The sequence below is a fragment of the Actinoallomurus acanthiterrae genome, assembly GCF_054775715.1.
The window spans coordinates 8,379,996-8,406,973 of sequence record NZ_BAAHCO010000001.1 but is presented as its reverse complement, the minus strand read 5'-3'; the positions used below and the strand labels follow the sequence as shown (position 1 = coordinate 8,406,973).

Annotated in this window: 23 protein-coding genes and 1 pseudogene; 20 read left to right on the top strand and 4 right to left on the bottom strand. The window is 72.4% G+C overall.

Going from position 1 to position 26,978, the window contains the following annotated elements; all coding sequences use genetic code 11:
* The first annotated feature begins 2 nt into the window (after positions 1–2).
* The 4 genes from ACYVF7_RS39630 (at position 3) to ACYVF7_RS39615 (ending at position 3,814) form a co-directional block, all read left to right on the top strand.
* Positions 3–1,232, top strand: coding sequence for an MFS transporter (locus tag ACYVF7_RS39630; protein WP_460350925.1), 1,230 nt, complete (start codon positions 3–5; stop codon positions 1,230–1,232).
* 365 nt (positions 1,233–1,597) lie between these two features.
* A complete protein-coding gene (locus ACYVF7_RS39625) occupies positions 1,598–2,467 on the top strand; it encodes an SDR family NAD(P)-dependent oxidoreductase (protein WP_460350923.1) in 870 nt (289 codons plus the stop codon).
* A 370-nt stretch (positions 2,468–2,837) separates the two neighbouring features.
* Positions 2,838–3,131 carry a hypothetical protein gene (locus ACYVF7_RS39620; protein ID WP_460350921.1) on the top strand — a complete coding sequence of 98 codons (294 nt, stop codon included), beginning with the start codon at positions 2,838–2,840 and terminating at the stop codon, positions 3,129–3,131.
* A gap of 56 nt (positions 3,132–3,187) precedes the next feature.
* Entirely contained in the window at positions 3,188–3,814 is a 627-nt protein-coding gene (locus tag ACYVF7_RS39615; RefSeq protein WP_460350919.1) for a carboxymuconolactone decarboxylase family protein, read from the top strand.
* A 519-nt stretch (positions 3,815–4,333) separates the two neighbouring features.
* On the opposite strand, the gene ACYVF7_RS39610 is transcribed toward ACYVF7_RS39615, so the two are convergent.
* The gene (locus tag ACYVF7_RS39610; RefSeq protein WP_460350917.1) at positions 4,334–5,425 is read right to left on the bottom strand and encodes a GntR family transcriptional regulator; all 1,092 of its coding nucleotides are present in this window, start codon (positions 5,423–5,425) and stop codon (positions 4,334–4,336) included.
* A 187-nt stretch (positions 5,426–5,612) separates the two neighbouring features.
* On the opposite strand from ACYVF7_RS39610, the gene ACYVF7_RS39605 reads away from it, so the two are divergent.
* From ACYVF7_RS39605 to ACYVF7_RS39540, 14 genes and pseudogenes are all read left to right on the top strand, one after another.
* Positions 5,613–6,881 (top strand): ABC transporter substrate-binding protein, encoded by a 1,269-nt coding sequence (locus ACYVF7_RS39605; protein ID WP_460350915.1) that lies wholly within the window; start codon positions 5,613–5,615, stop codon positions 6,879–6,881.
* A complete protein-coding gene (locus ACYVF7_RS39600) occupies positions 6,878–7,729 on the top strand; it encodes a carbohydrate ABC transporter permease (RefSeq protein WP_460350913.1) in 852 nt (283 codons plus the stop codon). The genes ACYVF7_RS39605 and ACYVF7_RS39600 overlap by 4 nt, the downstream gene beginning before the upstream one ends.
* Positions 7,730–7,772: 43 nt before the next feature.
* A complete protein-coding gene (locus tag ACYVF7_RS39595; protein WP_460350911.1) occupies positions 7,773–8,690 on the top strand; it encodes a carbohydrate ABC transporter permease in 918 nt (305 codons plus the stop codon).
* A 2-nt stretch (positions 8,691–8,692) separates the two neighbouring features.
* Positions 8,693–10,735 carry a type I phosphoribosyltransferase gene (locus ACYVF7_RS39590; protein ID WP_460350909.1) on the top strand — a complete coding sequence of 681 codons (2,043 nt, stop codon included), beginning with the start codon at positions 8,693–8,695 and terminating at the stop codon, positions 10,733–10,735.
* A gap of 11 nt (positions 10,736–10,746) precedes the next feature.
* Complete coding sequence (locus ACYVF7_RS39585; RefSeq protein WP_460350907.1) at positions 10,747–11,538, top strand: RraA family protein; 792 nt, start codon at positions 10,747–10,749, stop codon at positions 11,536–11,538.
* A gap of 62 nt (positions 11,539–11,600) precedes the next feature.
* Complete coding sequence (locus ACYVF7_RS39580) at positions 11,601–13,475, top strand: hypothetical protein (protein WP_460350905.1); 1,875 nt, start codon at positions 11,601–11,603, stop codon at positions 13,473–13,475.
* Between the two features lie 3 nt (positions 13,476–13,478).
* Positions 13,479–14,693 carry an SGNH/GDSL hydrolase family protein gene (locus ACYVF7_RS39575; protein WP_460350903.1) on the top strand — a complete coding sequence of 405 codons (1,215 nt, stop codon included), beginning with the start codon at positions 13,479–13,481 and terminating at the stop codon, positions 14,691–14,693.
* A gap of 63 nt (positions 14,694–14,756) precedes the next feature.
* Entirely contained in the window at positions 14,757–16,007 is a 1,251-nt protein-coding gene (locus ACYVF7_RS39570) for a dienelactone hydrolase family protein (RefSeq protein WP_460350901.1), read from the top strand.
* Between the two features lie 8 nt (positions 16,008–16,015).
* On the top strand, positions 16,016–16,792 hold the full coding sequence (locus tag ACYVF7_RS39565) for an enoyl-CoA hydratase/isomerase family protein (RefSeq protein WP_460350899.1): 777 nt from the start codon (positions 16,016–16,018) through the stop codon (positions 16,790–16,792).
* 1 nt (position 16,793) lies between these two features.
* Complete coding sequence (locus tag ACYVF7_RS39560) at positions 16,794–18,011, top strand: CaiB/BaiF CoA transferase family protein (RefSeq protein ID WP_460350897.1); 1,218 nt, start codon at positions 16,794–16,796, stop codon at positions 18,009–18,011.
* Complete coding sequence (locus ACYVF7_RS39555) at positions 18,008–19,156, top strand: hypothetical protein (RefSeq protein ID WP_460350895.1); 1,149 nt, start codon at positions 18,008–18,010, stop codon at positions 19,154–19,156. Before ACYVF7_RS39560 ends, ACYVF7_RS39555 begins: the two co-directional genes overlap by 4 nt.
* A gap of 14 nt (positions 19,157–19,170) precedes the next feature.
* Positions 19,171–19,889 (top strand): annotated as a pseudogene (locus ACYVF7_RS39550) (SDR family NAD(P)-dependent oxidoreductase); the annotation flags it as partial.
* Positions 19,890–20,144: 255 nt separating this feature from the next.
* Positions 20,145–21,281: an aldose 1-epimerase family protein gene (locus ACYVF7_RS39545; protein WP_460350893.1), complete on the top strand. Its 1,137-nt coding sequence runs from the start codon at positions 20,145–20,147 to the stop codon at positions 21,279–21,281.
* 87 nt (positions 21,282–21,368) lie between these two features.
* Complete coding sequence (locus ACYVF7_RS39540) at positions 21,369–23,765, top strand: glycoside hydrolase family 95 protein (RefSeq protein ID WP_460350890.1); 2,397 nt, start codon at positions 21,369–21,371, stop codon at positions 23,763–23,765.
* Between the two features lie 72 nt (positions 23,766–23,837).
* Here the strand turns inward: ACYVF7_RS39540 and crcB (ACYVF7_RS39535) are convergent, their stop codons facing one another.
* The 3 genes from crcB (ACYVF7_RS39535) to crcB (ACYVF7_RS39525) are packed head-to-tail and all read right to left on the bottom strand — an operon-like array spanning position 23,838 to position 25,230.
* A complete protein-coding gene (gene crcB, locus ACYVF7_RS39535; protein WP_460350888.1) occupies positions 23,838–24,200 on the bottom strand; it encodes a fluoride efflux transporter CrcB in 363 nt (120 codons plus the stop codon).
* Positions 24,197–24,550: a DUF190 domain-containing protein gene (locus ACYVF7_RS39530; protein WP_460350886.1), complete on the bottom strand. Its 354-nt coding sequence runs from the start codon at positions 24,548–24,550 to the stop codon at positions 24,197–24,199. The genes crcB (ACYVF7_RS39535) and ACYVF7_RS39530 overlap by 4 nt, the downstream gene beginning before the upstream one ends.
* Positions 24,547–25,230, bottom strand: a complete 684-nt coding sequence (crcB, locus tag ACYVF7_RS39525; RefSeq protein WP_460350882.1) for a fluoride efflux transporter CrcB — start codon at positions 25,228–25,230, stop codon at positions 24,547–24,549. Before crcB (ACYVF7_RS39525) ends, ACYVF7_RS39530 begins: the two co-directional genes overlap by 4 nt.
* Before the next feature lie 332 nt (positions 25,231–25,562).
* Here crcB (ACYVF7_RS39525) and ACYVF7_RS39520 point away from each other — a divergent pair, with 332 nt between their 5' ends.
* Together ACYVF7_RS39520 and ACYVF7_RS39515 are read left to right on the top strand one after the other, a co-directional pair.
* A complete protein-coding gene (locus tag ACYVF7_RS39520; protein ID WP_460350879.1) occupies positions 25,563–26,174 on the top strand; it encodes a hypothetical protein in 612 nt (203 codons plus the stop codon).
* 9 nt (positions 26,175–26,183) lie between these two features.
* Positions 26,184–26,915, top strand: coding sequence for a fibronectin type III domain-containing protein (locus ACYVF7_RS39515; RefSeq protein ID WP_460350876.1), 732 nt, complete (start codon positions 26,184–26,186; stop codon positions 26,913–26,915).
* Positions 26,916–26,978 lie beyond the last annotated feature (63 nt).

Here is a 26,978-nt window from a genome sequence, read left to right as displayed (position 1 = left end):
TTATGACTGTCGAACCTTACCGGCGAGTGCTGTCCATCCCCGGCGTCCGGACGCTGCTGCTCGTCGGGCTGCTGGCCCGGGTCCCCGTGGTCGCCACCGGGCTGACGCTGACCCTGCACGTGGTCGGCGGGCTGCGGCTCGGCTTCCTGGAGGCGGGCCTGGTCGGCGCGGCCGCGACCGCCGGAGTGGCCGTCGGCTCTCCCATCGCCGGGCGTTTCGTCGACCGGCGCGGCCTCCGGCCGGTCCTGGCGGTCACCACCGTCGCCCAACTGGTGTTCTGGATCTCCGCGTCGTTCCTGCCGTACTGGCCGCTGGTCGCGGCCGCGTTCGCCGACGGTGTGCTCGCGCTGCCGGTGTTCAGCGTCGTCCGGCAGTGCCTCGCGGCCACCGTCCCGGCAGAGCAGCGCCGCAGCGCGTACGCGCTCGACTCGATGCTGGTCGAGATCGCCTACATGACCGGCCCGGCACTCGCCGTCGCCGTGACCACCGCGCTCGGCAGCACCTGGACCATGACGTTCCTCGGGATCGGGCTGGTGGTGTCCGGCATCGCGCTGCTGATAGTCGACCCGCCCGTCCGCGTCGAGGGGGAGGCGGAGGCAGGCGGGGCCGTGGTGCGCCGCCGGCAGTGGCTGACCCCGGCGCTGCTGGCGCTCCTCGGCGTGACGTGCGCGCTGACGTTCGTGCTGGCCGCCACGGAGCTCGGCGTGGTCGCGGTGCTCAAGGCCGACGCCGCGACCCGGTGGACGGGCCTCGCCTTCGCCGTGTGGGGCGTCGCCTCGCTGATCGGCGGGTTCGTCTACGGTGCGCTGCCCCGCGGTTTCTCACCCCTGGTGATGGTCGGGACCATGGCCGCGCTCACCGTGCCGGTCGGCCTGTTCGGCGACTGGCGGGTGGTGTGCCTCGTGCTGCTCCCGGCCGGTCTGCTGTGCGCCCCCGGCATCTCCACCACGATCGACACCCTCAGCCGGTGGGTGCCCGCCGAGGCCCGTGGCGAGGCGACGGGCCTGCACGGCGCCGCGATGACGCTGGGCCTGGCCGTCGCCGGTCCGGTCACCGGCACCATCATCGACGACTGGGGCAGCCGGTGGGCGTTCATCCTCCCCGGTGCCGGCGGGCTCCTCGTGGTCCTGCTCGCGACCCCGATCTGGCGGCGCGGCCGGCGGCCCGCGGCCCCGGCGGCCGCCGGGCCCGCGGCCGTGGCCGGCGGTGAACCGGTGCCCGACGCGGCATAGCTGCCCCGTCCTGCGCCGCCGGGCCCGCGGCCGTGGCCGGCGGTGAACCGGTGCCCGACGCGGCATAGCTGCCCCGTCCTGCGCCGCCGGGCCCGCGGCCGTGGCCGGCGGTGAACCGGTACCCGACGCGGCATAGCTGCCCCGTCCTGCGCCGCCGGGCCCGCGCCCGTGGCCGGCGGCGAGCCCGTGCCCGACGCGGCATGGCCGCCGCCCCGACCTGCTCCGTCGCGCGGGGCGGTGCGGTGCGGGCCTGCGTGCCGTGCTGCGGTGTGCCGGTGGACCGCAGCGGCGCCGAGTCCGCATTCGGCCATCGCCGATGCCGCCGCGATCGGGATATCACGATCAACGTCGTGTATTGCTGGTCTATGCGACGACCGAACGACCGGATGCTCCTCCATGGTCGGCGGGTGCTGATCACCGGAGCGGCGCGCGGCATCGGGGCGGCGCTCGCCCGCCGCCTGCACGCCCGCGGCGCCCGCGTGGCCCTCGCGGGGCTGGAGCCGGACGGGCTCGCGACCGTCGCCGGCGCGTGCGGAGACGCGCCGTGGCGACTCTGCGACGTGACCGACCGGGAGGGCGTCGAGCGTGCCGTGGGGGAGCTCGCCGGGGAGCTCGGTGGCCTGGACGTGGTGGTGGCCAACGCCGGCGTCGCCTGCCAGTGGCCGATCCTCGACGGCGACCCCGGCGTCCTGGAGACGACGATGCGGGTCAACGTCTTCGGCACCTATCACACGCTGCGCGCGGCCGGCCCGTACATCTCCCATCCGAACGGCTACGTCCTGGCGGTCGCCTCGCTGGCCGCCGCCGTCCGCGCCCCACTGCTCGGGGCCTACAGCGCGTCGAAGGCAGCGGTGGAGGCCCTCGGCGACACCCTGCGCATCGAACTGCGGCACACCGGCGCGCGGGTCGGCGTCGCGTACTTCGCCGAACTCGACACCGACATGACCCGCCGCGGGTTCGGCACGCGTGCCACGGCCGCGCTGCAGGGCCGCCGAGGAGCGTTCACCGGCGTGACTCCGCTCAGCGCCGGGATCGACGCGCTGGAGCGTGGCATCGCCACGCGCGCCCGCCGCGTCCACGCCCCGCGCTGGGTCGGACCGGTCCTGCACGGGCGCATGGCGGCCCAGCGGGTGTTCGACGTGGCCGTACGGTCGCGGGTCGAGCGGGCGCTGCGGATCGCCGGCGGGGAGGACGCGACGTTCACGACGCCGCAGCCGACGGACCGGTCGGGCTGATCGGGAGGCCGGGTTCGTCGCCGCCCGTCGTGTGGGGGGAGGCCTGTACGGTGCAGCCGACGGACCGGTCGGGGTGATCGGGAGCTCGGGTTCACCGCCGCCCGTCGTGTGGGGGGAGGCCTGTACGCCGCGGCCGACGGACCGGTCGGACCGATGGGGAGCTCGGGTTCACCGCCGCCCGCCGGATGGTCGGTCGGCCGCTCTGACGGCGTCCGGCGCCGGGTGAGGTTTACCGGTGCCCGCGGAGTGGGGAAAGTCCAGGTCACCGGCCCGTATCCGAGGGTGCCCCGACGCCGCTGGAAGGGCCGGCCTCATGAGCGCGCCGGGCCGATGGCCGCCGGACGCGCCGCGATCGGTTCGGGGCGGGACGATGGACACGACCACGGAGGCTGTGCGCGAACTGCTGCACGAGGCCGGGGAGGTCCACCACAGCGTCTATCGGATCGCGGACGGCGTGGACGACGACTGGGCCTCCTGGTACGCCGACTGGCTGATCCGGCTCTCGGAGCTGCCGGAGCTCCTGGCGGCCGAGCCGGTCCGCAGTGAGCTGGTCTACCTGCTGGTGAGCCTGGACAAGCGGTACGCCGCCGAGAGCCCGGCCGAGGACTGGGAGCCCTACTACGCGCGGGGGATCGTCGAGCACTTCGGTGCGGCGGCGGGCTGAACATTTCGTACGGCGGGAGCTATCGCGGACACATGCGTTCGTGTATTGCTGATCGCATGCGACGACGTGATCGGACGGCCGCCGAGAACGACTCCGGCGTCGAGCACCCGGCACCCGGCGGCGGCGCCGCCACCGGCATGGTCCCGCGCGTCGCGCCCGGCGCACGCCGTGACCTCGGCACGCCGGCCTGGATCTTCGCCTGGCTGGCGGGATGGCGCGTCGGCACGGAGCCGCCCGTCCTGTTCCGGGTCCTCGGACGGCACCGCCGCCTGTTCCGCGGCTGGCTGCGCTTCGCCGGGCGGCTGATGCCGGGCGGGGTGCTGCCCCGCCGGGAGACCGAGTTGGTCATCCTCCGGGTGGCGCACTCGCGCGGCTGCCGCTACGAGTTCGACCATCACGTACGGCTCGGCGCCCGGGCCGGGGTCACCCGCGCCGACCTCGCCCGGCTCACCGAGGAGGGGCCCGAGGCCGACGGCTGGTCGCCCCGGGAGCGCGCCGTCCTGACCGCCGTGGACGCTCTGCAGGCGCAGGGCGACCTCGGCGACGAGGCGTGGGACGGGCTGCGCGCGCACCTCGACGAGCGGGAGAGCATCGAGCTGATCATGCTCGCCGCCCACTACGACATGCTGGCGACGGTCATCACGACATTGCGCATCCCGCCCGATCCGCGCCGGCACCGCTGACCGCCGCGGTGTGGGCGAAGACCGTCAAGATCCACCCTGGAATGTCTTGCGCATCGGGTGAGACGGGATGATCATTTAGTCGCGGACGTCAAGATCGTTTTGCCGGACCGGCGGGACGGCGGGCGGCCGAAATCTGTGTCCTCCAGGAAAGGAAACGCGGACGCGCCTTCGTACAGCCGTCGCGAGCGTCGGGCTCGCCACCATCGCGGTAGGTGCCCTGGCCGTACCGGCCCAGGCGGCCAACTGGGTCGAGATCGGGGGCTACAAGACCAAGTCTCTCTGCATCGACGACGCAGGTCAGCAGTACGAGCGCGAGGGCTGGAACGAGTACTGGTGCAGGGATCTCGGCAGTGGCAGCAACCCACGCTGGGAACTCCTCATCCGGTAACTCGCGGCCCGGTCGAATCGCTTGAGGCACCCGCTTCCTATCTGGAGGCGGGTGCCGGCGTCTGAGCAGCGCTGCCGCGGGCCGGACGAGCACATGAGCCCCTAGACCACGGCGTCTTCGTAAGCCACGCCCTACGTCCGCGTGGACTCGCCGCGGGCGTGGGCGGCGAAGAGACGTCCCGCCTCGTCCGGGTCGCCGTGGGAGAGCGCGGCCACCAGGGTCGCGTGGTGGTCGGCCATGGCCGCCCAGTCGCCGGCGTAACGGGGGTCCCCGAGCACGTGCAGGCCCCATAGGCTCGGCTCGATCATGCGCCAGACCCGCAGCAGGAATCCATTGCCGCAGGCGGCGCACACGTGGCGGTGGAAGGCCATGTCGGCGTCGCGGAAGCCGCCGATGTCACCGCGCCCGGCGGCCCGGCGCATCGCCTCGACGTCCTCGCCGAGGCGGTCGAGCATGGGCGGCTGTATCCGTGCGGCGGCGCCGCGGGCGGCGTACTCCTCGAGGAGGACGCGGACGTCGCGGACCTCGCGGGCCTGTTCTTCGGAGATCTCGGCGACGTAGCTGCCGCGGTGCGGCAGGTAGCGGACCAGGCCCTCGTGGACGAGCCGTTTGATCGCCTCCCGGGCCGGCGCCTGGCTGGTGCCCAGCCGCCGGGCGATCTCCGACTCGATGAGGCGCTCGCCCGCCGTCAGCTCCCCGTCGACGATCGAGCGGCGGAGCCGCTCGTAGACCCGATCCGACAGCAGCTCGCGCGGCAGCAGGTCGTCGTCCGCGCCGAGCGGGATCTCCGGGGGAGGGGGCGGGGCGTCCGGCGGGGCGTCCTGCAGCTCCCGCCAGATCCGGGACACCGTCGACTGCGAGAGGCCGAGGCTGCGGGCGAGGGAGTGCGTGGAGGGCACCGGGCCGCCGCGCTCGGCCGTGCCGAGGGCGGCGGCGATGAGGCGCTCGGCCTCCCGCCGGTCGACGCTGCGGGGACGGCCGGGGCGGGGCGCGTCGGCCAGCCCGTCGAGGCCGCGCTCGGTGAACCGGTCCCGCCACTTGCCGACGGTCGCGGGGCTGACGCCGAGCCGGGCGGCGACGTCCTTGTTGGATAGTCCCTCGGCGCAGGCGAGCACGATCCGGCTGCGCTGGGCGAGGGCGCCGTCGGACTGGGAACCCCACGCCAGCAGGGTCGAGCGGTCGCTGTCGCTCAGCACCAGAGAGGTCTTGGGGTGGGTCGTCATCGATTCAGAATACCGCCCATGCACAGAGACTTACGACTCGATTGCCGACGGTAACACGGGCTTCAACGCCTTGTCATGTGGGCGTAATGCTTGACACCTCGTGCCGGGGCGATCTATTAACGAATCGTTACTCGATGAGTGACCCGTTAAAACGTTCAATTCCGGGGGCCTCAACGGAGGAGACGTGATGCGTCCACGACATGTGAGCCGGGCGGCCGTCGGAGCCCTGCTGTCCCTCGCCCTGGCCGCCTGCGGCGGAGGCGGCGGGTTCTCGGGCGGGAACACCTCGGGCGGCGGGGACAAGGGCACCGTCCGCATGCTCGTCAACATCACCCCGAACCTCACCCAGAGCTACTGGACAGGGCTCGTCAAGCCCTTCGAGCGGGCGAACCCGGGCGTGCACGTCAAGATCGAGGCGCCCACCGGCAAGTCGGTCGCGGACACGCTGCCGCAGCAGCTCGCGGCCGGCAACGCCCCCGACGTCGTCGAGCAGCTGACCGCGGATCCGACCCGCGCCTCGCAGATGCTCGACCTCACCGACCAGCCCTGGGCCACGGGCGCCCCGCTCGCCCGGCAGGCCGCGGTCGGCGGCCGGATCTACACGGTCGGCGTGGGCGAGCAGGCGCAGTCGCTGGTCTTCTACAACAAGACCGCCTTCGCCAAGGCCGGCATCCAGCAGCCGCCCAAGACGCTCGACGAGCTCACCCAGGACATGGGGAAGCTGAAGGCCGCCGGCTACCTCCCCCTGCAGACCGCGGGCGACTTCGTCACCGGCCTGCAGCTGCTGCAGCTCGCCGACCCCTCGCTGGCGCAGAGCCATCCGCAGTGGTACCAGGACGTCAAGGCCGGACGCCTCAAGGTCGGCGAGTCGCTGCTGCCGCACCTCCGGCTCTACAAGAGCTGGATCGAGCGGGGCTACGTCGACAAGAACGCGATGGGGCTGAAGTACCCGGACTCCCAGACGAGGTTCTTCGCCGGCAAGGCGGCCATGTACATCATGGGCAGCTGGTTCACCGCCGCCGAGGCGACGGCCAAGAAGGACTTCGAGGTCGGCGTGTTCGCCGCGCCGGTGCAGACCGGGCAGCGGAGCCCGGGGCCGCAGGGCGCCACGATGGCCGCGCCGTACATGATCCTCAAGTCGGCGAAGCACCGCACCCTGGCGCTGAAGCTGGTCCAGTGGCTGGTGACCGACAAGAGCGCGGTGACCAGCCAGCTCCAGCAGGACGGGAACTTCCGGCCCGGCTTCGACCGGAGGTTCACCCCGCTGGAACGCCAGGTGCAGCAGATCCTCGACGCCGCGCCCGCCACCGTCCCCCAGGGCGAGGGGTACGGCGACGACACCCTGCCGAACGGTTTCAACGACGCCTGGAACACCCAGGTCCAGGGGCTGTACGTCGGACGCTCACCCGAGAAGGTGGCCGCCGCCGTCGACCAGTGGGTCGCGTCGCGCTCATGACCCACGCGACGCACACGAAACCGAGCCGCAGGGGAGAGGGCTTCGCGACCCTGCTCATGGTCGCGCCGGCCACCGTCCTGTTCGCGGTCATGCTGCTCGTCCCGGTCGGGCTGGCGGTGTACCTCAGCCTGACCGACTGGGACGGCTACAGCGCCCGGCCGCACGTCGTCGGGACGGCCAACTACGCGCACCTGTTCGGCGACCCCGTCATGGGGCACGCCGCCACCGTCACCCTGCTCGCCGCGATCGTCGGCACGGCCGGGATGAACCTGCTCGGACTCGGCTTCGCCGTCCTGGTGAACGGCTCCTCCCGGGCGAACCGCTTCCTGCGGGTCGTGCTGTTCTACCCGCACGTGCTCAGCGCGCTCGTCGTCGGCTTCCTCTGGAGCGCCATCCTCGGCACCACCGGCGCGGTGAACAGCCTGGTCACCGCGCACGGGGGAGGCGTCCTGCCGTTCCTGTCCGACCCCACGTGGGCGATGGTCACCATGATCGCCGTCCTGATCTGGGCGGGCTTCGGGGTGAACATCGTCCTCTACCTCGCCGGGCTGCAGGCCGTCCCCGCGTCACTCGTGGAAGCGGCCCGGATCGACGGCGCCTCGCGATGGCAGGTGTTCCGGCACGTGACGCTGCCGGCGCTCGGGCCCGTCGTGACCGTCAACGTCGTCCTGTCCCTGGTGACGCTGCTCAAGACGTACGACCTGGTGGTCTCGCTGACCGCGGGCGGGCCGGCCAGACCCAGACGGTCGCCTACCTCATCCTGTGGAACTCCTTCCACGACAACCGGCTCGGGTTCGGTTCGGCGCAGTCCGTGGTCCTCATGGTCGTCACCGCCGCGCTCGCCCTGATCGTCACCCGCCTCCGGCGGCGAGGAGAGATGGCGGTGTACTCGTGAGCGAGGGCCTGACCACCATCGACGCCCGGGCGGACACCGCGACCGCTCCGCCGGAGCCGCCCGGCACCGTACGGTCGCGGGCCCGCCGTCCGCGCCGGGTGTGGCGGCCGCTGTTCCTCGGCATCGTCGCGATCTTCATGCTCACCCCGCTGTACGTGCTGGTCGTCAACGCGTTCAAGCCACAGCAGCAGATCCTCGAGCATCCGTTCGGCCTGCCGTTGGGCTCGCTGACCACCCGCTACCTCGGGCACGCGCTGCACAACCCGGAGTTCGACATCGCGCGCGGGTACGCCGTGACGATCCTGTTCGTGGTCGCGGTCAACGTGCTGTCGGTGGTGCTGGCCGGCCCGGTGTCGTACGTCATCGCCCGCAGCCCGCGCCGCCGCTACCGCGCGCTGCTGCTGGTCTTCCTGGCGGGCACGTTCATCCCGAGCCAGGTGCTGGTCATCCCGGTGGTGTACGTCCTGAAGACGCTCGGGCTGATGGGCACGATCCGAGGGTTCGTCCTGTTCGAGACGTCCCTCACACTGCCGTTCTCGATCTTCCTGTACGCCGGGTACATCGGCACCATCCCGGTCACGCTCGACCAGGCTGCCGCGGTGGACGGCGCCGGACGGCTCCGCGTCTTCTGGAAGATCATCTTTCCGCTGATGCGGCCCGTGGTCGCCACGATGGTCATCCTCAACACCTTCTCGGTGTGGAACGACTTCGTGAACCCGCAGATCATCCTCGGCCCCGGCAGCGGCCTGTACACGGTCACGACCGGGGTCTACGCCGCCGTCAGCCAGTACCAGACCGACTTCACCGTCGTCTTCCCGACGCTGCTGCTCGCGATCGCGCCGCTCCTCGTCTTCTTCGTGATCATGCAGCGGCACATCATCAGCGGCCTGACGGCCGGTGCGACGAAGGGCTGACCATGACTGAGCGGATTCCCCGCGTCGTCGCGAGCGTGCCGGTCGGCGCACCCCCGGCCTGGGCGATCCTGGAACGCCGGCTCTTCGACGCGCTCGACGAGGCGTGGCGCGCGTTCGCCGGCCGCTACTGCGAGGGCGACGGCCGGCTACGCTACACCGGCGCGCTGGAGAGCCGCGACGGCGCCGACGACTTCTACGAGGCGTTCTTCAACTGGCCGACCCTTTACCAGCTGGGCGGCGCCGACGACCTCCTCGACGCCTGCAAACACCACTGGGAGGGAGTGACCGCCCAGCTCAGCGAGTCCGGCTACCTCGTCGACGAGTTCGAGCGCGGCTACGACTGGTTCCACCAGGGCGAGTCCCTGCTGCTGTTCTACGGCATCTGCGCCGCCGACCCGCGCGACGAACGGTTCGCCGAACGCGCGCGCCGGTTCGCCGAGCTGTACCTGCCCGGCTCCCCGGCCGGCAACTACGACCCGGCCGCCGACATCATCCGGGCGCCGCACAACGGCGCGGGCGGCCCACGCTACGGCGTCAACGAGGAGTGGGCGTCGTACGGCGCGGACCTGACCTCCATGCGTCCGTACGGGCTGCCGCTGCGGGACCTGCCCGGCATCTCCACCTGGGACGACCTGGCCGACCCCGTGAACGCCGCCCGGATGGGCGCCGCGATGAACGAGCGGATCGGCCGCGGCGACGTCGCCGTCAACCTCGCCGCGACCGGCCTGGCGACCAACGCCTGGCTGTACGGGCACGAGGACCGGTACCGCGACTGGGCGCTGCGCTACGTCGAGTCCTGGGAACGCCGCGCCGCCGCGCTCGGCGGGATCCTCCCCGACAACGTCGGTCCGTCGGGCCGGGTGGGGGAGCTGCACGACGGCCGCTGGTACGGCGGCAACTACGGCTGGCAGTGGCCGCACGGCGTGTACAGCGTCGGAGCGGCCGCCGTGGTCGCCGCCGTCAACACGGTCCTGCTCACCGGCGGCACCGACCACCTCGACCTCGGCCGGGGTCCGCTCGACCTGGTCCTGCGCCACGGGATCCGCGGGACCGTCAGTGCCTTCTCCCGACCAACCTGTTCTTCCCGACCAACCTGTTCTTCCCGACCAACCGGCCCCGACCGACCTCCCGGCCCCGACCGACCTCCCGGGGCGACGTCGATGAGCATCAGCGACCGGTGGTTCGCCGAACTCGGCGAGGACGCCGACCGGCCCACCCTCCTGGTGCCGAACCGGCACGACGACACCGGCTGGTTCGACTTCCAGCCGCCGCAGCTCGGCCTGCCGGTGTGGCTGTGGCACGCGGGCATGGCGGAGGAGGACCGGGACCGCCTCGACCGGCTGTGGAAGGCGTCCGGCTACGACTGGAGCGTCGTCCGGGGCTTCCGAAACAAGGAGGAGGCCGGCCACGAGGCGCCGTGGCTGGCGTACCTGCGCGGGGACAACCCCGGGTTCCCGGAGGCGATGCTCGCCGCCGCGCTCGGCCAGGTCGAGCGCCGCATGGCGCTCATCGCCGCGGACCGGGCCGCGCCGGATGAGTTCCACATCCACCACTGGCAGCGGCTCAACCCGGTGCTGACCGAGGCGCTGCTCCAGCTCACGACGGGCACGCCGCAGGTGCTGTACAACGGCGGCCTGCTGCCGACGCGCCTCGCCTACTTCGACGCCGAACGCCGCCGGCCCGGCCTGCCGCCCGGCGTCGCGGCCCTCGTCGACGACGTCGGCCCCGACCGTACCGGCGTCGAACTCGTGCACACGGGACTGACGGGGACCCGGCGGGTGGTCGTGCAGGCCGGCGCGTTCGGCGAGCACCGGATCACCCGGGCCGTCGTCACCGCCGCCGACACCGGCTACCCCGGCGACCTGACGTCGTACGTCGCGCCGGACGCGACCGTCGTCACCCGTGAGCTCGACGTCGGCGGGCCGCGCCTGGAGGTCGTGCTGCCGCCGGGGCGCCGCATCCGGATCGATCTGCGTCTGACCCTGCGGGCCGCCCGGCCCGCCCACCAGCACGCCGGGACCATCCCGGCGGGACGGCGACCGTGAGGAGCCCATCAGTGGAAGACAGCGCCCGGACGACCGACGAGGACCTGGTGTGGCAGCTGCCCGTACGCGGTGAGGCGCCGGAACCACCCGATCCCGACCTCGTCCGGCGGCTCTCCGCGGTCAGCGCGGCCACCGCCTGCGCCAAGCTCCACGGGCAGGGCATCCGGCGCACGTTCGTGTCCGGGCCGCGGCCGATGTCGCCCGGGCAGAAGGTCGCGGGGCGGGCGCTGACGCTGCAGTTCATGCCCCAGCGGGAGGACATCGCCTCCGGTCTCGGCCAGGAGTACATCGAGCGGCACACCGCGCTGTGGGCCGTGCTGGAGACCGTCCAGCCCGGGGACGTCCTGGTCGTCCAGGCCTACGGCAGCGCCTACACCGGCTGCTTCGGGGACATGCTGGTCCGCTACTTCAAGCAGAGGGGCGGTGCCGGCATCGTCGTGGACGGCTGCGTCCGCGACGCGCCCCGCGTCCGCCGGCTCGGCGTCCCCATCTGGTCGACCGGCGTCACCCCACACTACGCCTCCCAGTCCGAGCTGTTCCCGTGGGCGTACGACGTGCCGATCGCCTGCGGGGGCGTGCTCGTCCTGCCCGGCGACCTGGTGGTCGCCGACGACGACGGTGCCGTGGTAGTGCCGCGCCGGAAGGCCCCCGACCTCATCGACGCGGCCGCCGACCACGAGGAGTGGGAGCGGTTCAGCCGGTCGCGCATCGAGGAGGGCGGCGCGCTGACCGACTACTACCCGCTCACGCCCGAGACCCGCGCCGAGTACGAGCGCTGGCGCGCCGACGGGCGGGGAGCCTGACCGCCGCCGACCATCGCGACCGATCCATCGGGGTTCCCGCCAGTACGACCCGAGGAGGGTTCATGTTCCGTAGATCCCGCCAGCGACTCCTGCGCGGCGCCGTCGGCGCGGTCACGGCACTCGCGTGCCTGACCGTGCCCACGGCCGCCGCCGACGCCCGCGACCGGGCGTGCACGCCGAAGCAGCTGTTCGTCTCCGCGCAGGGCGACGACCGGGCGAACGGCACCATCGGCCACCCGTGGAAGACCATCGAGCACGCCCGGGACGTCATCCGGCAACGGCACCTGAACCGGGACATGCGCTGCGACCTCGACGTCCAGGTACGAGCGGGCGACTACGAGGTCGACAACACGATCCAGTTCAACGAGGCCGACTCGGGAAGCAACGGGCACTCGGTCGTCTACCGCAGCTACGACGGTCCCGGGAAGGCCCGCTTCCTCGGAGCCCGGCAGATCACCGGCTGGCAGCACTACAAGGGCGACATCTACCGGGTGCAGACCGACAAGAACCATCCCTTCTACACCCTGTACGACAACGGTCAGCGGGCCACGACGGCGCGCTACCCGAACCGCACCTCCACCGAGACGCTCGGCCCCTACCTGCAGTCGGTGGAGAGCTCCGACGACGCCCTGACCAACTCCCAGCAGTGGATGGCCTACAAGGACGGCGACTGGAACCAGAACTGGGACCTGCACGACGCCCAGGTCGTCGTCTGGTCCGGCGGCCACTGGAGCTGGTTCACCGACACCGACCCGGTCCTCAACGTCAACTGGAAGAAGAAGTTCGTCAGCCTCCGCTACCCGACGAGGTTCTCGCTGTACTCCCAGGTCGGCTCGCGCTACTTCATCCAGAACTCCCTCGACTTCCTGGACGAGCCAGGGGAGTACTACCTCGACCACAGCGACGGGATGCTCTACTACTGGCCCAAGAACGGCTCGATCGAGAACAGCACGGTCATGGCGCCGACGGTGAAGACGGTCTTCTCGATCGCGGGCAGCTCGCCGTCCGCGCGGGTGCACGACCTGTCGCTCGACGGGCTCACCGTCCAGTACACCGACTTCACCGACTGGTACCGCTACGGCTGGAACGGCGTCGGCGACTCCGGCTACGTGCACAAGTACCCGGACTACGACCGGCAGATCGAGATGCCGCGCAATCAATACGGCACGATCACGCTGACGAACACGACCCGCGTCGGCCTGCGCCGCCTGCACATCGCCGACACCGGCTGGACCGGCGTGTTCCTGCTGTTCGCCAACGACCACGACACCGTCTCCGACAGCCTCTTCGAGAACCTCGGCGGCGACGGCGTCAAGATCGAAGGGCCCTACCCCGGCGAGGGCGACGTCGCGAACCACAACGTCCTGACCGACAACTACATCAGCTGGATCGGCGAGCTCGTCCCCGGTGACGCCTCGGGCTACGAGATCCTCGACAGCGGGCACAACGAGCTCAGCCACAGCGTCATCCAGCACAGCGCGCGCTACGCGGTCAGCGTCAAGGCGATCACCACCGTCGCCAACGCGGACAACTACACGGGCGGCAACGCGCTGAGCTACCTGCGGATCGCGCACGCCGGCAAGGACAGCGGCGACATGGGCGCGATCGACTCGTACGGCGTGCAGAACTTCGAGCCGCACACCATCGAGGCGTCGATGTCGCAGATCCTCATCGACGACGTCAACGCCGACCCGTCGATGCCGGACGTCGTGCCCAGCGGGGTGCACATGGACGCGGGCGGCTGCGGCTACAGGTTCTCCGACATCCAGGCCACGAACATCCAGTACCGGCAGCCGTTCCACGGCAACACGAACTGCAACACCTTCGAGAACAACAGCTGGGACGCGAACTTCGACTCCTCGAAGATGGAGTACGACAAGATCGGCGTGACCGCCGGCTTCCCCTACCCGATCCCCGCCGCGGCCCAGGGCCACTGACCCATGGACGCGCGGAACGGGAGATCCACACGACGCCGGGCGCGGTGGGCGATCGCGCTGCTCGTCGTTCCCCTGATCGGTGCCACACCGGCGTACGCCGCCCGCGGATCCTCCCATGAGGTGTCGACGTGGGCGGCGGCCGACGACACCACCGGCGGAACCCTCACCGAGATGACCGTACGGAACATCGTGCACACCAGCGTCGGCGGCACCGGCCTGCGGATCCGGCTGTCCAACGCCCTGGGCGACCGGCCGGTGACGTTCGGCGCCGCGTACGTCGGCGTCGAGCGGTCCGGACCGGGCCTGGTGCCCGGTTCCAACCGGCGGCTGCGCTTCGGCGGCGGCGACTCGGTGACGGTGCCGCCGGGCGGCGTGGTGCTCAGCGACCCGCTGCCCGGGCGCGTGCCGGCCCGGCGGAACCTCGCGGTGAGCCTCTACCTGCGCGGCGCGAGCGGAAAGCTCACCGCGCACAACCGCACGATGCAGTTCACCTACAAGTCGACGGCGGGCGACCACGCGGCCGAGGAGGCGGGGACGGCGTTCCCGACCCAGTCGGCCGTCTGGTTCTGGCTGGACGCCGTGGTCGTGACCGCGCCGAGGACCGTCTCCACGGTCGCCGCCCTCGGCGACTCGATCACCTCGGGAGTCGGTTCCACCACGAACGCGAACCACCGGTGGCCCGACTACCTCGCCGACCGGCTGCGGGCCCTGCCGCCCGCGTGGCGGCTCGGCGTGACCGACGAGGGGATCTCGGCCAACCGGGTCCTCAAGGACGGCGTCGGCCGCAGCGCCCGGACGCGGCTGGTGAGCGACGTCCTGACCAAGCCCGGCGTCCGGACGGTGATCCTGCTCGAAGGGGTCAACGACATCGGCGCGGGCGGCGCGACGGCGGCGCAGCTGACCGCGGCGTACCGGGACATGGTCGTGGCGGCGCACGCCGCGGGCCGCTGCCTCGTCGGCGGGACGCTGACCCCGTTCGGCGGCTCGGTCTACCAGAGCGCGGCGAACGAGGCCGTCCGGCAGGAGGTCAACGCCTTCATCCGGACGAGCGGCGTCTTCGACGGCGTCGTCGACTTCGACCGCGCCACCCGTGACCCGGCCGATCCCACGCGGCTGCTGCCCGCGTACGACTCCGGCGACCACCTCCACCTGGGTGACGCCGGTTACCGGGCCATGGCCGACACGATCGGCCTGGCGCTGCTGCACTGCCGGAGATAGGCGCGCGCGTGCCCGGGAGCGACCCTCCCGGGCACGCCGCCTCCGAGGAAGCGGAGGGGAACGGTGACGCGGAACCACCGGGACCTGGGGCCGTTCAGCGACCTGGCGGACTTCGCCGCGGGCCTGATGTCGGCCGGGACGAGCCTGGCTCCGGGCGGGACGGGCCTGGGGCCGGCCGGAACGGGCACGGCTGTGGTCGGGGCGGTCCTGGCTCCAGGCGGGGCGGGCATGGATCCGGCTGGCGCGGGCCTGGCACCGGCCGGCGCGGGCCGGCTCGACGCGGCCGCGGTCCGCCGGATCGTCGGCTTCGACCATGACGGGACGCCGGGCGAGCCGCGCGTGGAGCGGCGCTGGTCCAGGGGCGGGCTCGACGGAGAGGAGGTGTCGTGGTCGGTCGGGTACGGGCCGCGGACGCGCGCCTGGCTGCTGCGCCCGGCCGGGGCACGCGGCCCGCTGCCGGGCGTCCTCGCGCTGCACGGCCACGACGCCTTCAAGTACCACGGCAAGGAGAAGATCGCCGACGGTCCCGACGGGATCCCGCCCGGCGTCGGCGAGCTGCGGCGGGCGTTCTACGGCGGCCGTCCCTTCGCCGACGCGATCGCGCGGGGCGGCTTCACGGTGCTGGTCCCCGACGTGTTCCTGTGGGGCAGCCGCCGCTTCCCGGCGGCGACCATGGCGGGATCCGCCGGGCCGTCGCCGGAGGACCGGTGGGTCGCCCTGGAGCACGACGGCGGCGACCCCGCCGACCTCCGCTGGTACAACCGCCTGGCCGCCCGGCACGAGCACGTCGTGGCCAAGTACTGCGCGCTGCTGGGGACGAGCCTGGCCGGCATCGCGGCCTACGAGGACCGCGTCGCCGCCGCCTACCTCCGCTCGCGACCGGACGTACGCGACGGGCCGATCGGCTGCGTCGGCTTCTCCGGCGGCGGATGCCGGGCCGCCCTGCTCCAGGCCACGAGTCCGCACGTCGGCGCCGCCGTCATCGCGGGCATGATGAGCACGCACCGCGCGCTCCTCGACCGGCACGTCGCCGGGCACACCTGGATGTTCTTCCCGCCGGACCTACCACGGGTCGGCGACTGGCCCGACCTGGCCGCCGCCCGCGCGCCCTCACCCCTCCTGGTCCAGTACCTGCGCGACGACGCGCTGTTCCCGCTCGACGGCATGCGGGCCGCCCACGACAGGCTCACCGAGCACTACCGCCGGGCCGGGGCGCCGGACGCGTACGTCGGGGAGTTCCACCCGGGCCCGCACCGCTTCGACCGTGACCTGCAGGACTCCGCCCTCGATCACCTGAAGCGCCGGCTGACGTAAGGAAATCCATGAACCAGACCACCGACGTCCGGTGCGACGTCGACGGCCACGTCGCCGTCATCACGCTGAACCGGCCGGCCAAGCTCAACGCCGTCACGCCCGCGATGGCCGACGCGTTGCGCGGGCACGCCGCCAGGCTCAGCGACGATCCGGAGATCCGCGCCGTCGTGCTGACCGGCGCCGGCGACCGGGCCTTCTGCGTGGGCAGCGACATCGGCGAGCTCGACGCGTACGCGACGCCCTGGGACTTCCGCAACCGGGGCGACTACGGCGACGCGCTGCGGGAGCTGCGCAAGCCCCTCATCGCGGCGGTCAACGGGTACGCCTACGGCGGCGGCCTCGAACTCGCACTGGCCTGCGACATCCGGCTGGCCGCCCGCACCGCGACGTTCGCCGCACCGGAGATCAAGCTCGGCTGGATCGGCGGCACCGGCCAGTCCGCCCTGCTCGCGCACAGCGTCGGGTCGGGCAACGCGGCGCTGATGCTGCTCACCGGCGACCCGATCGACGCGGAGCGGGCGCTCGCCTGGGGCCTGGTCAGCGCGGTCGTCGAGCCGGAGGACCTGCGGGCCGAAGCCCGGGAGCTGGCCGGGCGCATCGCGGCCCGCGCGCCCATCGCCGCGCAGACCGCCAAGGCCAACCTGCGCGCGGCGTACACGATGCCGCTGGACCAGGCGATCCGCTACGAGCGGGACCTGCAGACCATCTGCTTCGCCACCGAGGATGCGGCCGAGGGCCGGGCCGCGTTCGCCGAGCGCCGCGACCCGCGGTTCCAGGGGCGCTGACATGGGGATCCTCGACGGGTACCGGGTGATCGACCTGTCGATCGCGATGGCCGGGCCGCTGGCGGCGATGCGGCTCGGCGACCTTGGCGCGGACGTCGTCAAGGTCGAGCCGATCAGCGGGGAGTGGCAGCGGAGCGCCCCCGCCGGCGGTGCGGTCGGGAGGGAGCTGAACGCGTCGTTCCTGTCCCTGAACCGCAACAAGCGCAGCCTCGCCGTCGACCTGAAGACCCCGCAGGGCCGCGCCGCCGTCCACGCCCTGGCGCGCCGGTCGGCGGTGTTCCTGCAGAACTACCGGCCCGGCGTCGCCGAACGCCTCGGGATGGACTACGAGACCATCCGCGCGATCAACCCGGGCATCGTGTACGTCTCGATCTCCGGGTACGGCGAGTCCGGCCCCTACGCCGGGCGGCCGGGACAGGACCTGCTGCTCCAGGCGATGAGCGGGGCGATGTTCAGCGTCGGACGCGACGGCGACCCGCCCGCGCCCGCCGGCACGTACGCGATCGACGCGATCACCGCGTACAGCGCGTTCGAGGGGGCCCTCGCCGCCCTGCTCCACCGGGAGCGCACCGGCGAGGGCCAGCTCGTGACCGTGAACATGCTCGACGCGGCCATCGCCGTGCAGATGCAGGAGCTGTCGGTGTACACCGTCGGGGGAGTGCCGCAACGCCGCGGCGCCGAACCGCACGGACACACCTACATCCGCGCACCGTACGGGGTGTTCGCCACCCACGACGGGCACCTGGCACTGGCCATGCCACCCCTGGACGCGCTCGGCGCGGCGCTCGACCTGCCCGCGCTGGCGGAGATGGACACCGACGTGGACGGGCACCGCCGCCGCGACGAGATCACCGCACTCGTCCGGGAACGGCTGGCCGGCCGCACCACCGGCGAGTGGCTCGACCTGCTCGGCCGGCACGGCATCTGGGCGGGCCCGGTCTACTCCTACGCCGACGTCCTGGCCGATCCGCAGGTACGGCACAACGGGTCGTTCGTCACCTACGAGCATCCGACCGAGGGCACCGTGACGACGCCCGGGTTCCCGTACCGGTTCAGCGCGACCCCGCCCCGGGTGGGTCGCGGCGCGCCGGTCGTCGGCGAGCACACCCGCGAGGTGCTCACCGAGGCCGGCTACACCGGCGACCAGGTGACGCGGCTCCTCGCGGACCACGTCGTGACCGCCCCGGACACGGCCGTCCGTGAGGATCGGGCGTCGTGACGCGAGGGCTGCGGGGCCTCACCTGGGACCATCCGCGCGGGTACGCGCCGCTGGACGTCCTGGCGCGGCTCGACGACGCCGGGCCGCACCGGTACGGGCGCGTACGGGCCCCGCTGCGCTGGGACCGCCAGCCCCTCGAGGGCTTCGAGTCGCGGCCCCTCGTCACCCTCACCGGCGACTACGACCTCCTGGTCGTCGACCACCCCGGGCTCGGAACGGCCGTGGCCGACGGCTGCCTGCTGCCGATGGACGACCTGTTCGAAGCGGCGGAGCTCGCGGCGTGGCGGGAGGAGGCCGTCGGTCCTTCCTTCGACAGCTACGTCCTCGACGGCCGGCCGTGGGCGCTGCCGGTCGACGCCGCGGGCCAGGTGTCGGCGTTCCGCCGCGGCCTGACCGCCACGCCGCCCGCGACCTGGGACGAGGTACGCGAGCTGGCCCGGTCGGCGCCGACGACGCTGTGCCTCGGCGGGCCGCACGCCTTCCTCACCTTCTGCGCGCTGTGCGTCACGTACGGCGCGGACCCCTGCCGGTCCGGTGACGTCCTGGTGCCGCGCGAGGCGGGGGAGGTCGCGCTCGACGCGATGGCCGATCTGCTGGCCCGGAGCGTCGCGGAGGTCTGGCGGCTCAACCCGATCTGCGTGCTCGAGGCGATCGCCGCGGACGGCGGCCCGGCGTACTGCCCGCTCGTGTACGGATACGTCACCTACGCCGGGGCTCGTGGCGTGCGGTTCGCCGACGCTCCGGCGTGGGCGCCGGGCGGGCGGCCCGGGAGCGTGCTCGGCGGCACCGGGCTCGCGGTGTCCCGGTCCCGCACCGAGGACCTGGAGGTGCGCGATGCGATCCGCGACCACGTGCGCCGGCTGCTGTCACCGGCGGTACAGCGCAACCTGTACCCCGCCACCGGAGGGCAGCCCGCGGCGCGCTCCGCCTGGACGGACCCGGCGGTCTCCGCGCTGAGCGGCGGCTTCTACCGGGCGACCCGCGCCACGCTCGAGGCCGCGTGGGTGCGCCCGCGGTCCGCCGGCTACCTCACGTTCCAGGACACCGCCTCCCGGCTGATCCGCGACGGGCTGGCCGGCCGGGCACCGCACGGTGAACTGCTCCGCGACCTCGACAAACACTACGAAGCCTGGAGGTGCGCATGACCACTGCTCTTGTCACCGGGGCCGGGGGAGCGCTCGGCCGCGCCACGGCCCGCCGCCTCGCCCGCGACGGCGCCCCGGTCGCGGCTCTCGACGTCGACGCGGCCACGCTCGCCGAGACCACGAGCCTCATCGAGCGGGCGGGCGGCACGGTCCTGCCGCTCGTCGCCGACCTGCGCGACGCGGCGGCGATCGAGGCGGCCGTGGCGACGGCCGCCGAGCGGCTCGGCCCGGTGCGGGTCCTCGTCAACAACGCGGCCGTCTACCCAGCCGGCCGTTCCTCGAGGTGCCGCTCGCCGAGTACGACGACGTCCAGGCGGTCAACCAGCGGGCGTACTGGATCATCGCCCAGGCGGCGGCCCGGCTCATGACGGAACACGGCAGCGGGGCGATCATCAACGTCGCGTCCATCACCATGCACGGCGGGTGGCCCGACCTGGCCGCGTACGTCACGACCAAGGGCGCGGTGACCGCGCTGACGAGGGCGCTGGCACGGGAGCTCGGGCCACGCGAGATCCGGGTCAACTGCGTGTCCCCGGGCGCGTTCCCCACCGCCGCGGAGACAATCCACCCGGACCCGGACGGCTACACGCGTTTCGTCCTCGAGCGTCAGGCGCTCAAGCGGCGCGGCACTCCGGACGAACTCGCCTCGGTCGTCGCCTTCCTGGCGGGACCCGACGCGTCCTTCGTGACGGGGCAGACGATCGAGGTCAACGGCGGCTGGGTCATGACCTGACAGCACGGCGGCGGCCGGCGATCCGCGGCCACCGGCGCGGGCCACCGTGCCCGTGGGCGGCCTGGGATCGCCGGCACGGGCCGTCCCGAGGCCACCGGCACGGCGACCGGGGCCACCGGCACGAGCCGCCCCCGATCTTCGTACGCCGACGCAAGCCACCCCCGAGTACGCCGACGCAGGCCGCCCCCCGATCTCCGGACACCGGCGCGGGCGACGGCGGAAAACCTTTGCCGAACGAATCTGGACAGGTGAGCGATGAGAGTGCGCGGGCAGGAACTGGGACGGCGTGACCTCGCGGCGCGGATGGGCGATCCGGCGGCGGCCGGAGGCGTGCGGCTCGTCACCCTCGGCGACGGTGTCGAGCGCGGGATCCGGGCGCTGGAGTTCCGGACCGGGAGCGGGCTGGCCTTCGACGTCCTCGTGGACCGCTGCATGGACCTCGGCGCGGCCGAGCACGGCGGCCGGGCATTCGGGTGGCGGTCGCGGACCGGGTTCCGCAACCCCGGGCTGCACGAGCACGCGGACGAGGACGGCCTCTCGTGGCTGCGCTCGTTCTCCGGGCTGACCGTGACCGCGGGACTCGACCACACCCTCTTCGGCGGAGAGGTGGACGCCGCGTCGTACCGGTACCCGCCACGGCCGGCGGTGCGGCACGGGCTGCACGGCCGGGTGGCCAACATCCCGGCGCGGCTGACCGGGTACGGCGAGCGGTGGGACGGCGACGACTGCGTGCTGTGGGCCGAAGGGGAGGTGCGGCAGGCGGCGGTGTTCGCCGAGAACCTGCGGCTGACCCGCCGGATCGAGGCGGACCTGGGCGGCGACGAGATCCGCCTCACCGACACGGTGCACAACCCCGGATTCGATCCGGTCCCGCACATGTTCCTGTACCACATCAACCTCGGCTGGCCTCTGCTCGACGAGGGCAGCCGCTTCCTCGCGCCCGTACGCGAGACGGTGTGGCGGACCGACAGCGTCGCCGAGCAGGGCGTGGACGCGTGGACGCTCCCGGCTCCGCTGCCGGGATTCGTGGAGCAGGTGTACGAGCACGAGCTGGCCGCCGACGCGGACGGGCTGACGGGGGCCGCGCTGGTCAACGACCGGCTCGGGCTCGCGGTGAGCGTCGAGTGGCGGGCCGCCGAGTTCCCGTGCTTCTTCCAGTGGCTCAACCTGCGCGCCGGTGACTACGCGGTGGGCCTCGAACCGTCGACGCACCACGTGGCGGGCGACGCCGCCGCCCGCGACGACGGAAGCATGATCTGGCTCGGACCGGGCGAGTCCCGGACCTACCACACCGTCTTCCGGGTCCATCAGGGCGCCGACGCCATCGCCGATCTCGAGACCCGCCTCAGCCGTGACGGCCGGATCGCCGGCCTCGAAACCCGCCTCACCTGAGGCGCCGGGACGCCGGAGGCGGGCACCCGCCCGCCGCGAACCATCGGGGACTCCGCCAGTAGCAGGGACCGAACGAAAGGTCATGACATGTCCGAGCTCTCCCGACGTAGTGTCCTCAAAGCGGCCGGAGTCGGCGCGGCGGTCGCGTCGACGGCCGTCGTCACCGGGGCCGCCGCCCACGCCGACACCGGCGACCAGGAGACCAACCCGCTCCGGCTCTGGTACCGCAGGCCCGCGAAGGAGTGGCTGGAGGCCCTCCCGATCGGGAACGGCCGCATCGGCGCCATGGTGTTCGGCGGGGTCGACTCCGAGAAGCTCCAGCTGAACGAGGACAGCATCTGGGCCGGCAGCCCGCACGACTACGACAGCCCCGACGCGCTGGCGAACCTGCCCGAGATCCGCCGCCTGGTGCTCGCGGGCAAGTGGAACCAGGCCCAGCGACTCGTGGACAGGACCTTCCTCGGCCGGCCGTCGGAGCAGGCCGCGTACCAGCCGGTCGGGAACCTCACGCTCACCTTCCCCAAGGGCGGCGACCCCACCGACTACCGCCGCGAGCTGGACCTCGAGACCGCGATCACGAGCGTGACCTATGTCCGGGACGGCGTGCGGTACACCCGTGAGGTCTTCGCCAGCACCCCCGGCCAGGTCATCGCGGTGCGGCTGACCGCGGACCGGGCGGGCTCGATCTCCTTCGAGGCCGCGTTCGACAGCCCGCAGCAGACCACGACGACCGCGGCCGACGACCGGACGATCGCCCTCGACGGCGTGAGCGGCGAGTGGCAGGGCCGCGCCGGGGCCGTCCGGTTCCAGGCGCTCGCGCGGGCGGTCGCGCACGGCGGCCGGGTCCGTACCGACCAGGGCAAGCTGATCGTCGAGGACGCGGACGCCGTCACCCTGCTCATCTCGATCGGCAGCAGCTACCGGAACTACCAGGACGTGAGCGCGGACCCCGCGGCCCGGGCGCGGCGGCCGCTCGGGCCCGCTGCGGCGGGGCCGTACGAGCTGCTCCGCCGCGTCCACGTGCACGACTACCGCCGGTTGTTCGGCCGCGTCCAGCTCGACCTGGGCACCTCGGACAAGGTGGCGCTGCCGACCGACGAACGGATCCCGCTGTTCCAGACCGGCGCCGACCCCCAGCTCGCGGCCCTGTATTTCCAATACGGGCGCTACCTGCTGATCTCCTGCTCGCGCTCGCCGGGGCAGCCGGCGAACCTGCAGGGGCTGTGGAACGACAGCATGACCCCGGCGTGGGAGTCCAAGTACACCGTCAACATCAACTTCGAGATGAACTACTGGCCCGCCGGGCCCACCAACCTGGCGGACTGCTGGGAGCCGGCGGCGGCGATGGTCCACGAGCTGGCGGAGTCGGGGCGGCGCACCGCCAAGACGCAGTACGGCGCGGACGGCTGGGTGCTGCACCACAACACCGACGGCTGGCGCGGCACCGCGCCGGTGGACTACGCGCAGTACGGCATGTGGCCGAGCGGCGGCGCCTGGCTGTCCGTCGTGCTGTGGGACCGGTACCGGTTCACCGGCGACAAGCGCCTGCTCCGCCGCGACTACCCGGTGATCAAGGGCGCCGCCCAGTTCTTCCTCGACACGCTCGTCGAGGACCCGGACCACGGCTGGCTGATCACCAACCCGTCCCAGTCGCCCGAGGTCACCCACCACCAGGACGAGGGCGAGAGCGTCAGCATCTGCGCCGGGCCGACGATGGACATGCAGATCCTGCGCGACCTGTTCGACGCGTGCGCCGAGGCGTCGGAGATCCTCGGGCAGGACCGGGACTTCCGCGCGAAGGTGAAGGCGGCGCGCGCCCGGCTCGCGCCCATGCAGATCGGCTACCTCGGCCAGCTCCAGGAGTGGCTGGAGGACTGGCGGGAGGCGGCGCTGGTCGTGAGCCGGCACGTCTCCCACCTGTACGGGGTGTTCCCCAGCGCGCAGATCGTGCCGCGGCAGACGCCCGACCTGGTCAACGCGGCCAAGCGGAGCCTCCAACTGCGGGGGAACGCCGGCCAGGGCTGGTCACTCGCCTGGAAGATCAACATCTGGGCCCGGCTGGAGGACGCCGCGCAGGCCTACCAGCACCTGTCCAGCCTGCTCACGCCCGCGCGGACGGCGCCCAACATGTTCGACCTGCATCCGCCGTTCCAGATCGACGGCAACTTCGGCGGCGTCTCCGGGATCACCGAGATGCTGCTGCACAGCCACGCCGGGGAGGTCCACCTCCTGCCCGCCCTGCCGGACGCCTTCCCGGCCGGTCACGTACGGGGCCTGCGCGCGCGAGGCGGATTCGAGGTCGACGTCGAGTGGCGGGGAGGCGCCCTGTCCGAGGCGGAGATCCGCTCCGACCTCGGCGAGGAGATCCGGCTCCGGACCCAGGCGCCGGTGTCGGTGACGGGCGCGCGGGTCAGCCGTCCCGAGCCGAACGTCGCGGTCTTCGACACCCGGCCCGGCGGGACGTACCGCATCCGGCCGTCCTGAGCACCGGCGTTCGCGCTCGCGCCGGGGTGGCGGCGCGCCCGCCGTACGACGCGTGATCGGCGTCGCCGTGGTTCAGACGGAGACGCCGATCGCGAAGCCGGCCGTGGCAGCCAGCAGCCCGAGTCCGACGCCGGCCACGACGTTGAGGCCGGCCTCGCGGTACGACCCGTTCTCCAGGAGCCGTACGGTCTCGAATCCGAACGTGCTGAAGGTGGTCAGGGCGCCGCAGAAGCCGGTCCCGAGCAGGGCGACGACCGGCCTCGACAGGTCATGGGCGGCACCGGTCAGCAGTCCCAGGATGAGACAGCCGATGAGGTTGACGGCGAAGGTTCCCCAGGGGAAGACGCTCTCGCGACGTTGCTGGACGTAGCGGTCGAGCAGGTAACGGCTGGGCGCGCCGACGGCGCCACCGACCAGGACGAGGAGGACGATCATGAGTCCTCCGGGGTGGTTCCGCGGCCGACGTACCGGTAGACCTCGACCTGGTCGAGTATGACGAGACCCTCGTCGATGAGGTCGTCGAGCTCGAGGAGGAAGTCGACGATCTTTTCTTCGGCATCGACGATCACGATGGCCAGGGGCAGGTCCTCGCTGAGCGACAGGATCCGGCTGGTGTGGATGTGGGAGGAGGCGCCGTATCCCTCGATACCGCGGAACACGCTCGCTCCGGCCAGCCCACGGGCGTGGGCGCGATGGACGATCTCGGTGTAGAGCGGCTTGTGGTGGTACTGGTCGGTCTCACCGATGAAGATCGTGACGCGGCAGGCCCTGCCGTGCAGTCTCATGCTCGCTTCCCTTCCCGGCCTCGGCGTACGGGCAGGCCGGCGATGAGGCGGGCGACGATCATCCCGCACCAGACAGCGGCCAGGCCACCGGCCAGGCTGGCCAGCACGTACCCGCCGGCGAGGGGCCACGCGCCGTGCCCGGCGAGGTTCCTGGTCTCGACGGCGAACGTGGAGAACGTGGTGTAGCCGCCGAGGACTCCGACGCCGAAGAAGGGACGGACGTACCGGTTCGGCGGCCATACGTCCATGACGAGCACCATCAGCAGGCCGATCGCCCAGCACCCGGACACGTTGATCAGGAAGGTGGCCCAGGGGAAGCGGCCGGGCGCGACGGGAACGGCCACGGAGACCAGATAACGGGCGAGGCTGCCGAGCGAGCCGCCGAGCGAGATCGTCGCCAGGACGCTCCACTCGCGACGGCGGCGGGGCGACGCCCGATGCGCGAAGACGTCGCCCTGGGCATCGGTGCCCTCGTCATCGGTGTCGAGGTCGGGATCGAGGTCGGGATCGATCGGCAGATCGGCGCGGCCGCCGACCGAGCCATCGGGGAATCGTGAGGTCACGGCCATCCTTCCGGGGTGGGCGCTCATCAGGAACCGGATGCGGGAGGCGCCCGCTCGGGGCGGGCGTCCGCCGGACCGGCGGACCGTGGACGTCGCGACGACGATCCTTCGCGGCACGACACCTCCCTGACATCACGTCAGGGACCGTCAGCGGCGGGTGCCGCGGTTGTGGGTGAGCCCCATCACCTCGATCTCCCCATTGTGCCCCATCGACGTGCCCCGCAGAGACGGCCCCGTCCCGTCGCGTGCCGTCACCGTACTGATCGGATGTATTCCGACGCCACTGTGTCCGGTTGCTGCTGACCGTCGGTCGTCATCACCTGGCATTTCTCATAATGGAACGGTCTATCGACGACTGGTCAGGTTGCGAGTATTGACGTGAGCAGTGGATGGTGGTCCTATGAATTAATTGTAAGGAAGCTTTATCAAAGAAGGATGTGGAGGAACTCATGCGATCTCCCACCCGGACGCGGCTCGCGGCAGGGGCGCTCGCCGCCGCACCGGTGCTCGGCGTCCTCGCCCTTCCCGGCTCCGCCGCGGCGGACCCCGTCGAGTCCGGTCCCTGGACGTCGTACTCACCCGGCTACAAGGTCCAAGAGGTGGGCTGCGGCCAGGTCGACGGCCTGACGTTCACCCTGAGCTGCTCCAACTCCAGCGGCGAGCAGCGAGCCGAGCGCCGGTACGACACCTACTCCAGCGGCACCCGGCAGTTCGAGGGCTACTTCCGCATCGTCAGCATGGGCGGCAGCCGGGTCAGCCTGAAGCAGACGTTCAAGACGACCGGGCCGTTCTTCCTGCTCGCCGTCGAGAACGGAGGCCGGCTCTACTCCGTGCACGGCGGCGACACCATCGCGACCGGCGCGACGGTCGGCACCCGCGTCCGGGTCAACACCGTCCACGTCGTCGGCAAGCAGCTCCGGGTCTACATCAACGGGTCGCTGAAATACACGACGTCGAGTGAGAGCGGGAGCTTCTACGACAAGTTCGGCGCCTACCGCACCGCCAGCGGCAAAGGGCCGATCAAGGTCGAGTGGAGCGACATCAGTTTCTGGCAGAAATAGGCCCCCTCGATGAGGGTCTCCATCCTGGTGCTTCTCCTCGTGCTCGGCCTGGCGGGCTGCGGGTCCCGGTCGACCGCCCGGCCTGCCGCGACGGATCCGCCCATCCGGCTCACCGCCACTCTGGTGAAGCCGACGGAGGTCACCCTGACGTGGCGGGACACGCAGCGAGGTGTCGCCGGTCATGTCGTGGAGTTCGCGACGGACCCCCGCGGCCCGTACACGATCCTGCGGTTCGCCCCACCGGGCGAGACGACGTTCACGCATCCGGACCTCATGCCGGAGACGTCGTTCTACTATCGGGTCCGCGCCTACCGCGGGCCGGCCTCACGCCCGATCGACATCACCGTCCCCGGAGGTCGGCGGAAGGGCGCGGGTGCGAAGCGCGATGACGACTGGGCGACTCCCCGGCGCATCGGCGGCCCGGCCGACCGGCACACCGTACGAGACGGGAGCGCCGCCGCGGCCCCCTCGGATCTGCGCGGCACCGTCATGACGTCGAACGGCATCAGGTTCACGTGGATCGACCACGCCGGCGACGAGGACGGGTACCTGCTCGAGTCCCGGCCGAGCGGACGCCCCGACTTCCAGGTGGTCGCGGTCATCGACCCGGACATCGACTCCTTCGGGCTGATCACCCTGCCCGAGGAGCGGGTCGCGTCGTACCGGGTCCGGGCGTTCGCCTACGGGCGGTCGTCCAACCTCGCCGCCCGGAAGACGGGCGCGGATCCCGCGGACCGGTGAGGCGCCGCCGAGCCGTGTCCGCGGACACGGCCCGGCGGACACGGCCCGGCGGACACGGCCCGG

Bases quoted from the DNA above. Each gene is read 5' to 3' on its own strand.
- ACYVF7_RS39630 (WP_460350925.1), top strand. From the start codon at position 3: ATGACTGTCGAACCTTACCGGCGAGTGCTGTCCATCCCCGGCGTCCGG.
- ACYVF7_RS39625 (WP_460350923.1), top strand. From the start codon at position 1,598: ATGCGACGACCGAACGACCGGATGCTCCTCCATGGTCGGCGGGTGCTG.
- ACYVF7_RS39620 (WP_460350921.1), top strand. From the start codon at position 2,838: ATGGACACGACCACGGAGGCTGTGCGCGAACTGCTGCACGAGGCCGGG.
- ACYVF7_RS39615 (WP_460350919.1), top strand. From the start codon at position 3,188: ATGCGACGACGTGATCGGACGGCCGCCGAGAACGACTCCGGCGTCGAG.
- ACYVF7_RS39610 (WP_460350917.1), bottom strand. From the start codon at position 5,425: ATGACGACCCACCCCAAGACCTCTCTGGTGCTGAGCGACAGCGACCGC.
- ACYVF7_RS39605 (WP_460350915.1), top strand. From the start codon at position 5,613: ATGCGTCCACGACATGTGAGCCGGGCGGCCGTCGGAGCCCTGCTGTCC.
- ACYVF7_RS39600 (WP_460350913.1), top strand. From the start codon at position 6,878: ATGACCCACGCGACGCACACGAAACCGAGCCGCAGGGGAGAGGGCTTC.
- ACYVF7_RS39590 (WP_460350909.1), top strand. From the start codon at position 8,693: ATGACTGAGCGGATTCCCCGCGTCGTCGCGAGCGTGCCGGTCGGCGCA.
- ACYVF7_RS39580 (WP_460350905.1), top strand. From the start codon at position 11,601: ATGTTCCGTAGATCCCGCCAGCGACTCCTGCGCGGCGCCGTCGGCGCG.
- ACYVF7_RS39575 (WP_460350903.1), top strand. From the start codon at position 13,479: ATGGACGCGCGGAACGGGAGATCCACACGACGCCGGGCGCGGTGGGCG.
- ACYVF7_RS39565 (WP_460350899.1), top strand. From the start codon at position 16,016: ATGAACCAGACCACCGACGTCCGGTGCGACGTCGACGGCCACGTCGCC.
- ACYVF7_RS39560 (WP_460350897.1), top strand. From the start codon at position 16,794: ATGGGGATCCTCGACGGGTACCGGGTGATCGACCTGTCGATCGCGATG.
- ACYVF7_RS39545 (WP_460350893.1), top strand. From the start codon at position 20,145: ATGAGAGTGCGCGGGCAGGAACTGGGACGGCGTGACCTCGCGGCGCGG.
- ACYVF7_RS39540 (WP_460350890.1), top strand. From the start codon at position 21,369: ATGTCCGAGCTCTCCCGACGTAGTGTCCTCAAAGCGGCCGGAGTCGGC.
- crcB (WP_460350888.1), bottom strand. From the start codon at position 24,200: ATGATCGTCCTCCTCGTCCTGGTCGGTGGCGCCGTCGGCGCGCCCAGC.
- ACYVF7_RS39530 (WP_460350886.1), bottom strand. From the start codon at position 24,550: ATGAGACTGCACGGCAGGGCCTGCCGCGTCACGATCTTCATCGGTGAG.
- ACYVF7_RS39520 (WP_460350879.1), top strand. From the start codon at position 25,563: ATGCGATCTCCCACCCGGACGCGGCTCGCGGCAGGGGCGCTCGCCGCC.
- ACYVF7_RS39515 (WP_460350876.1), top strand. From the start codon at position 26,184: ATGAGGGTCTCCATCCTGGTGCTTCTCCTCGTGCTCGGCCTGGCGGGC.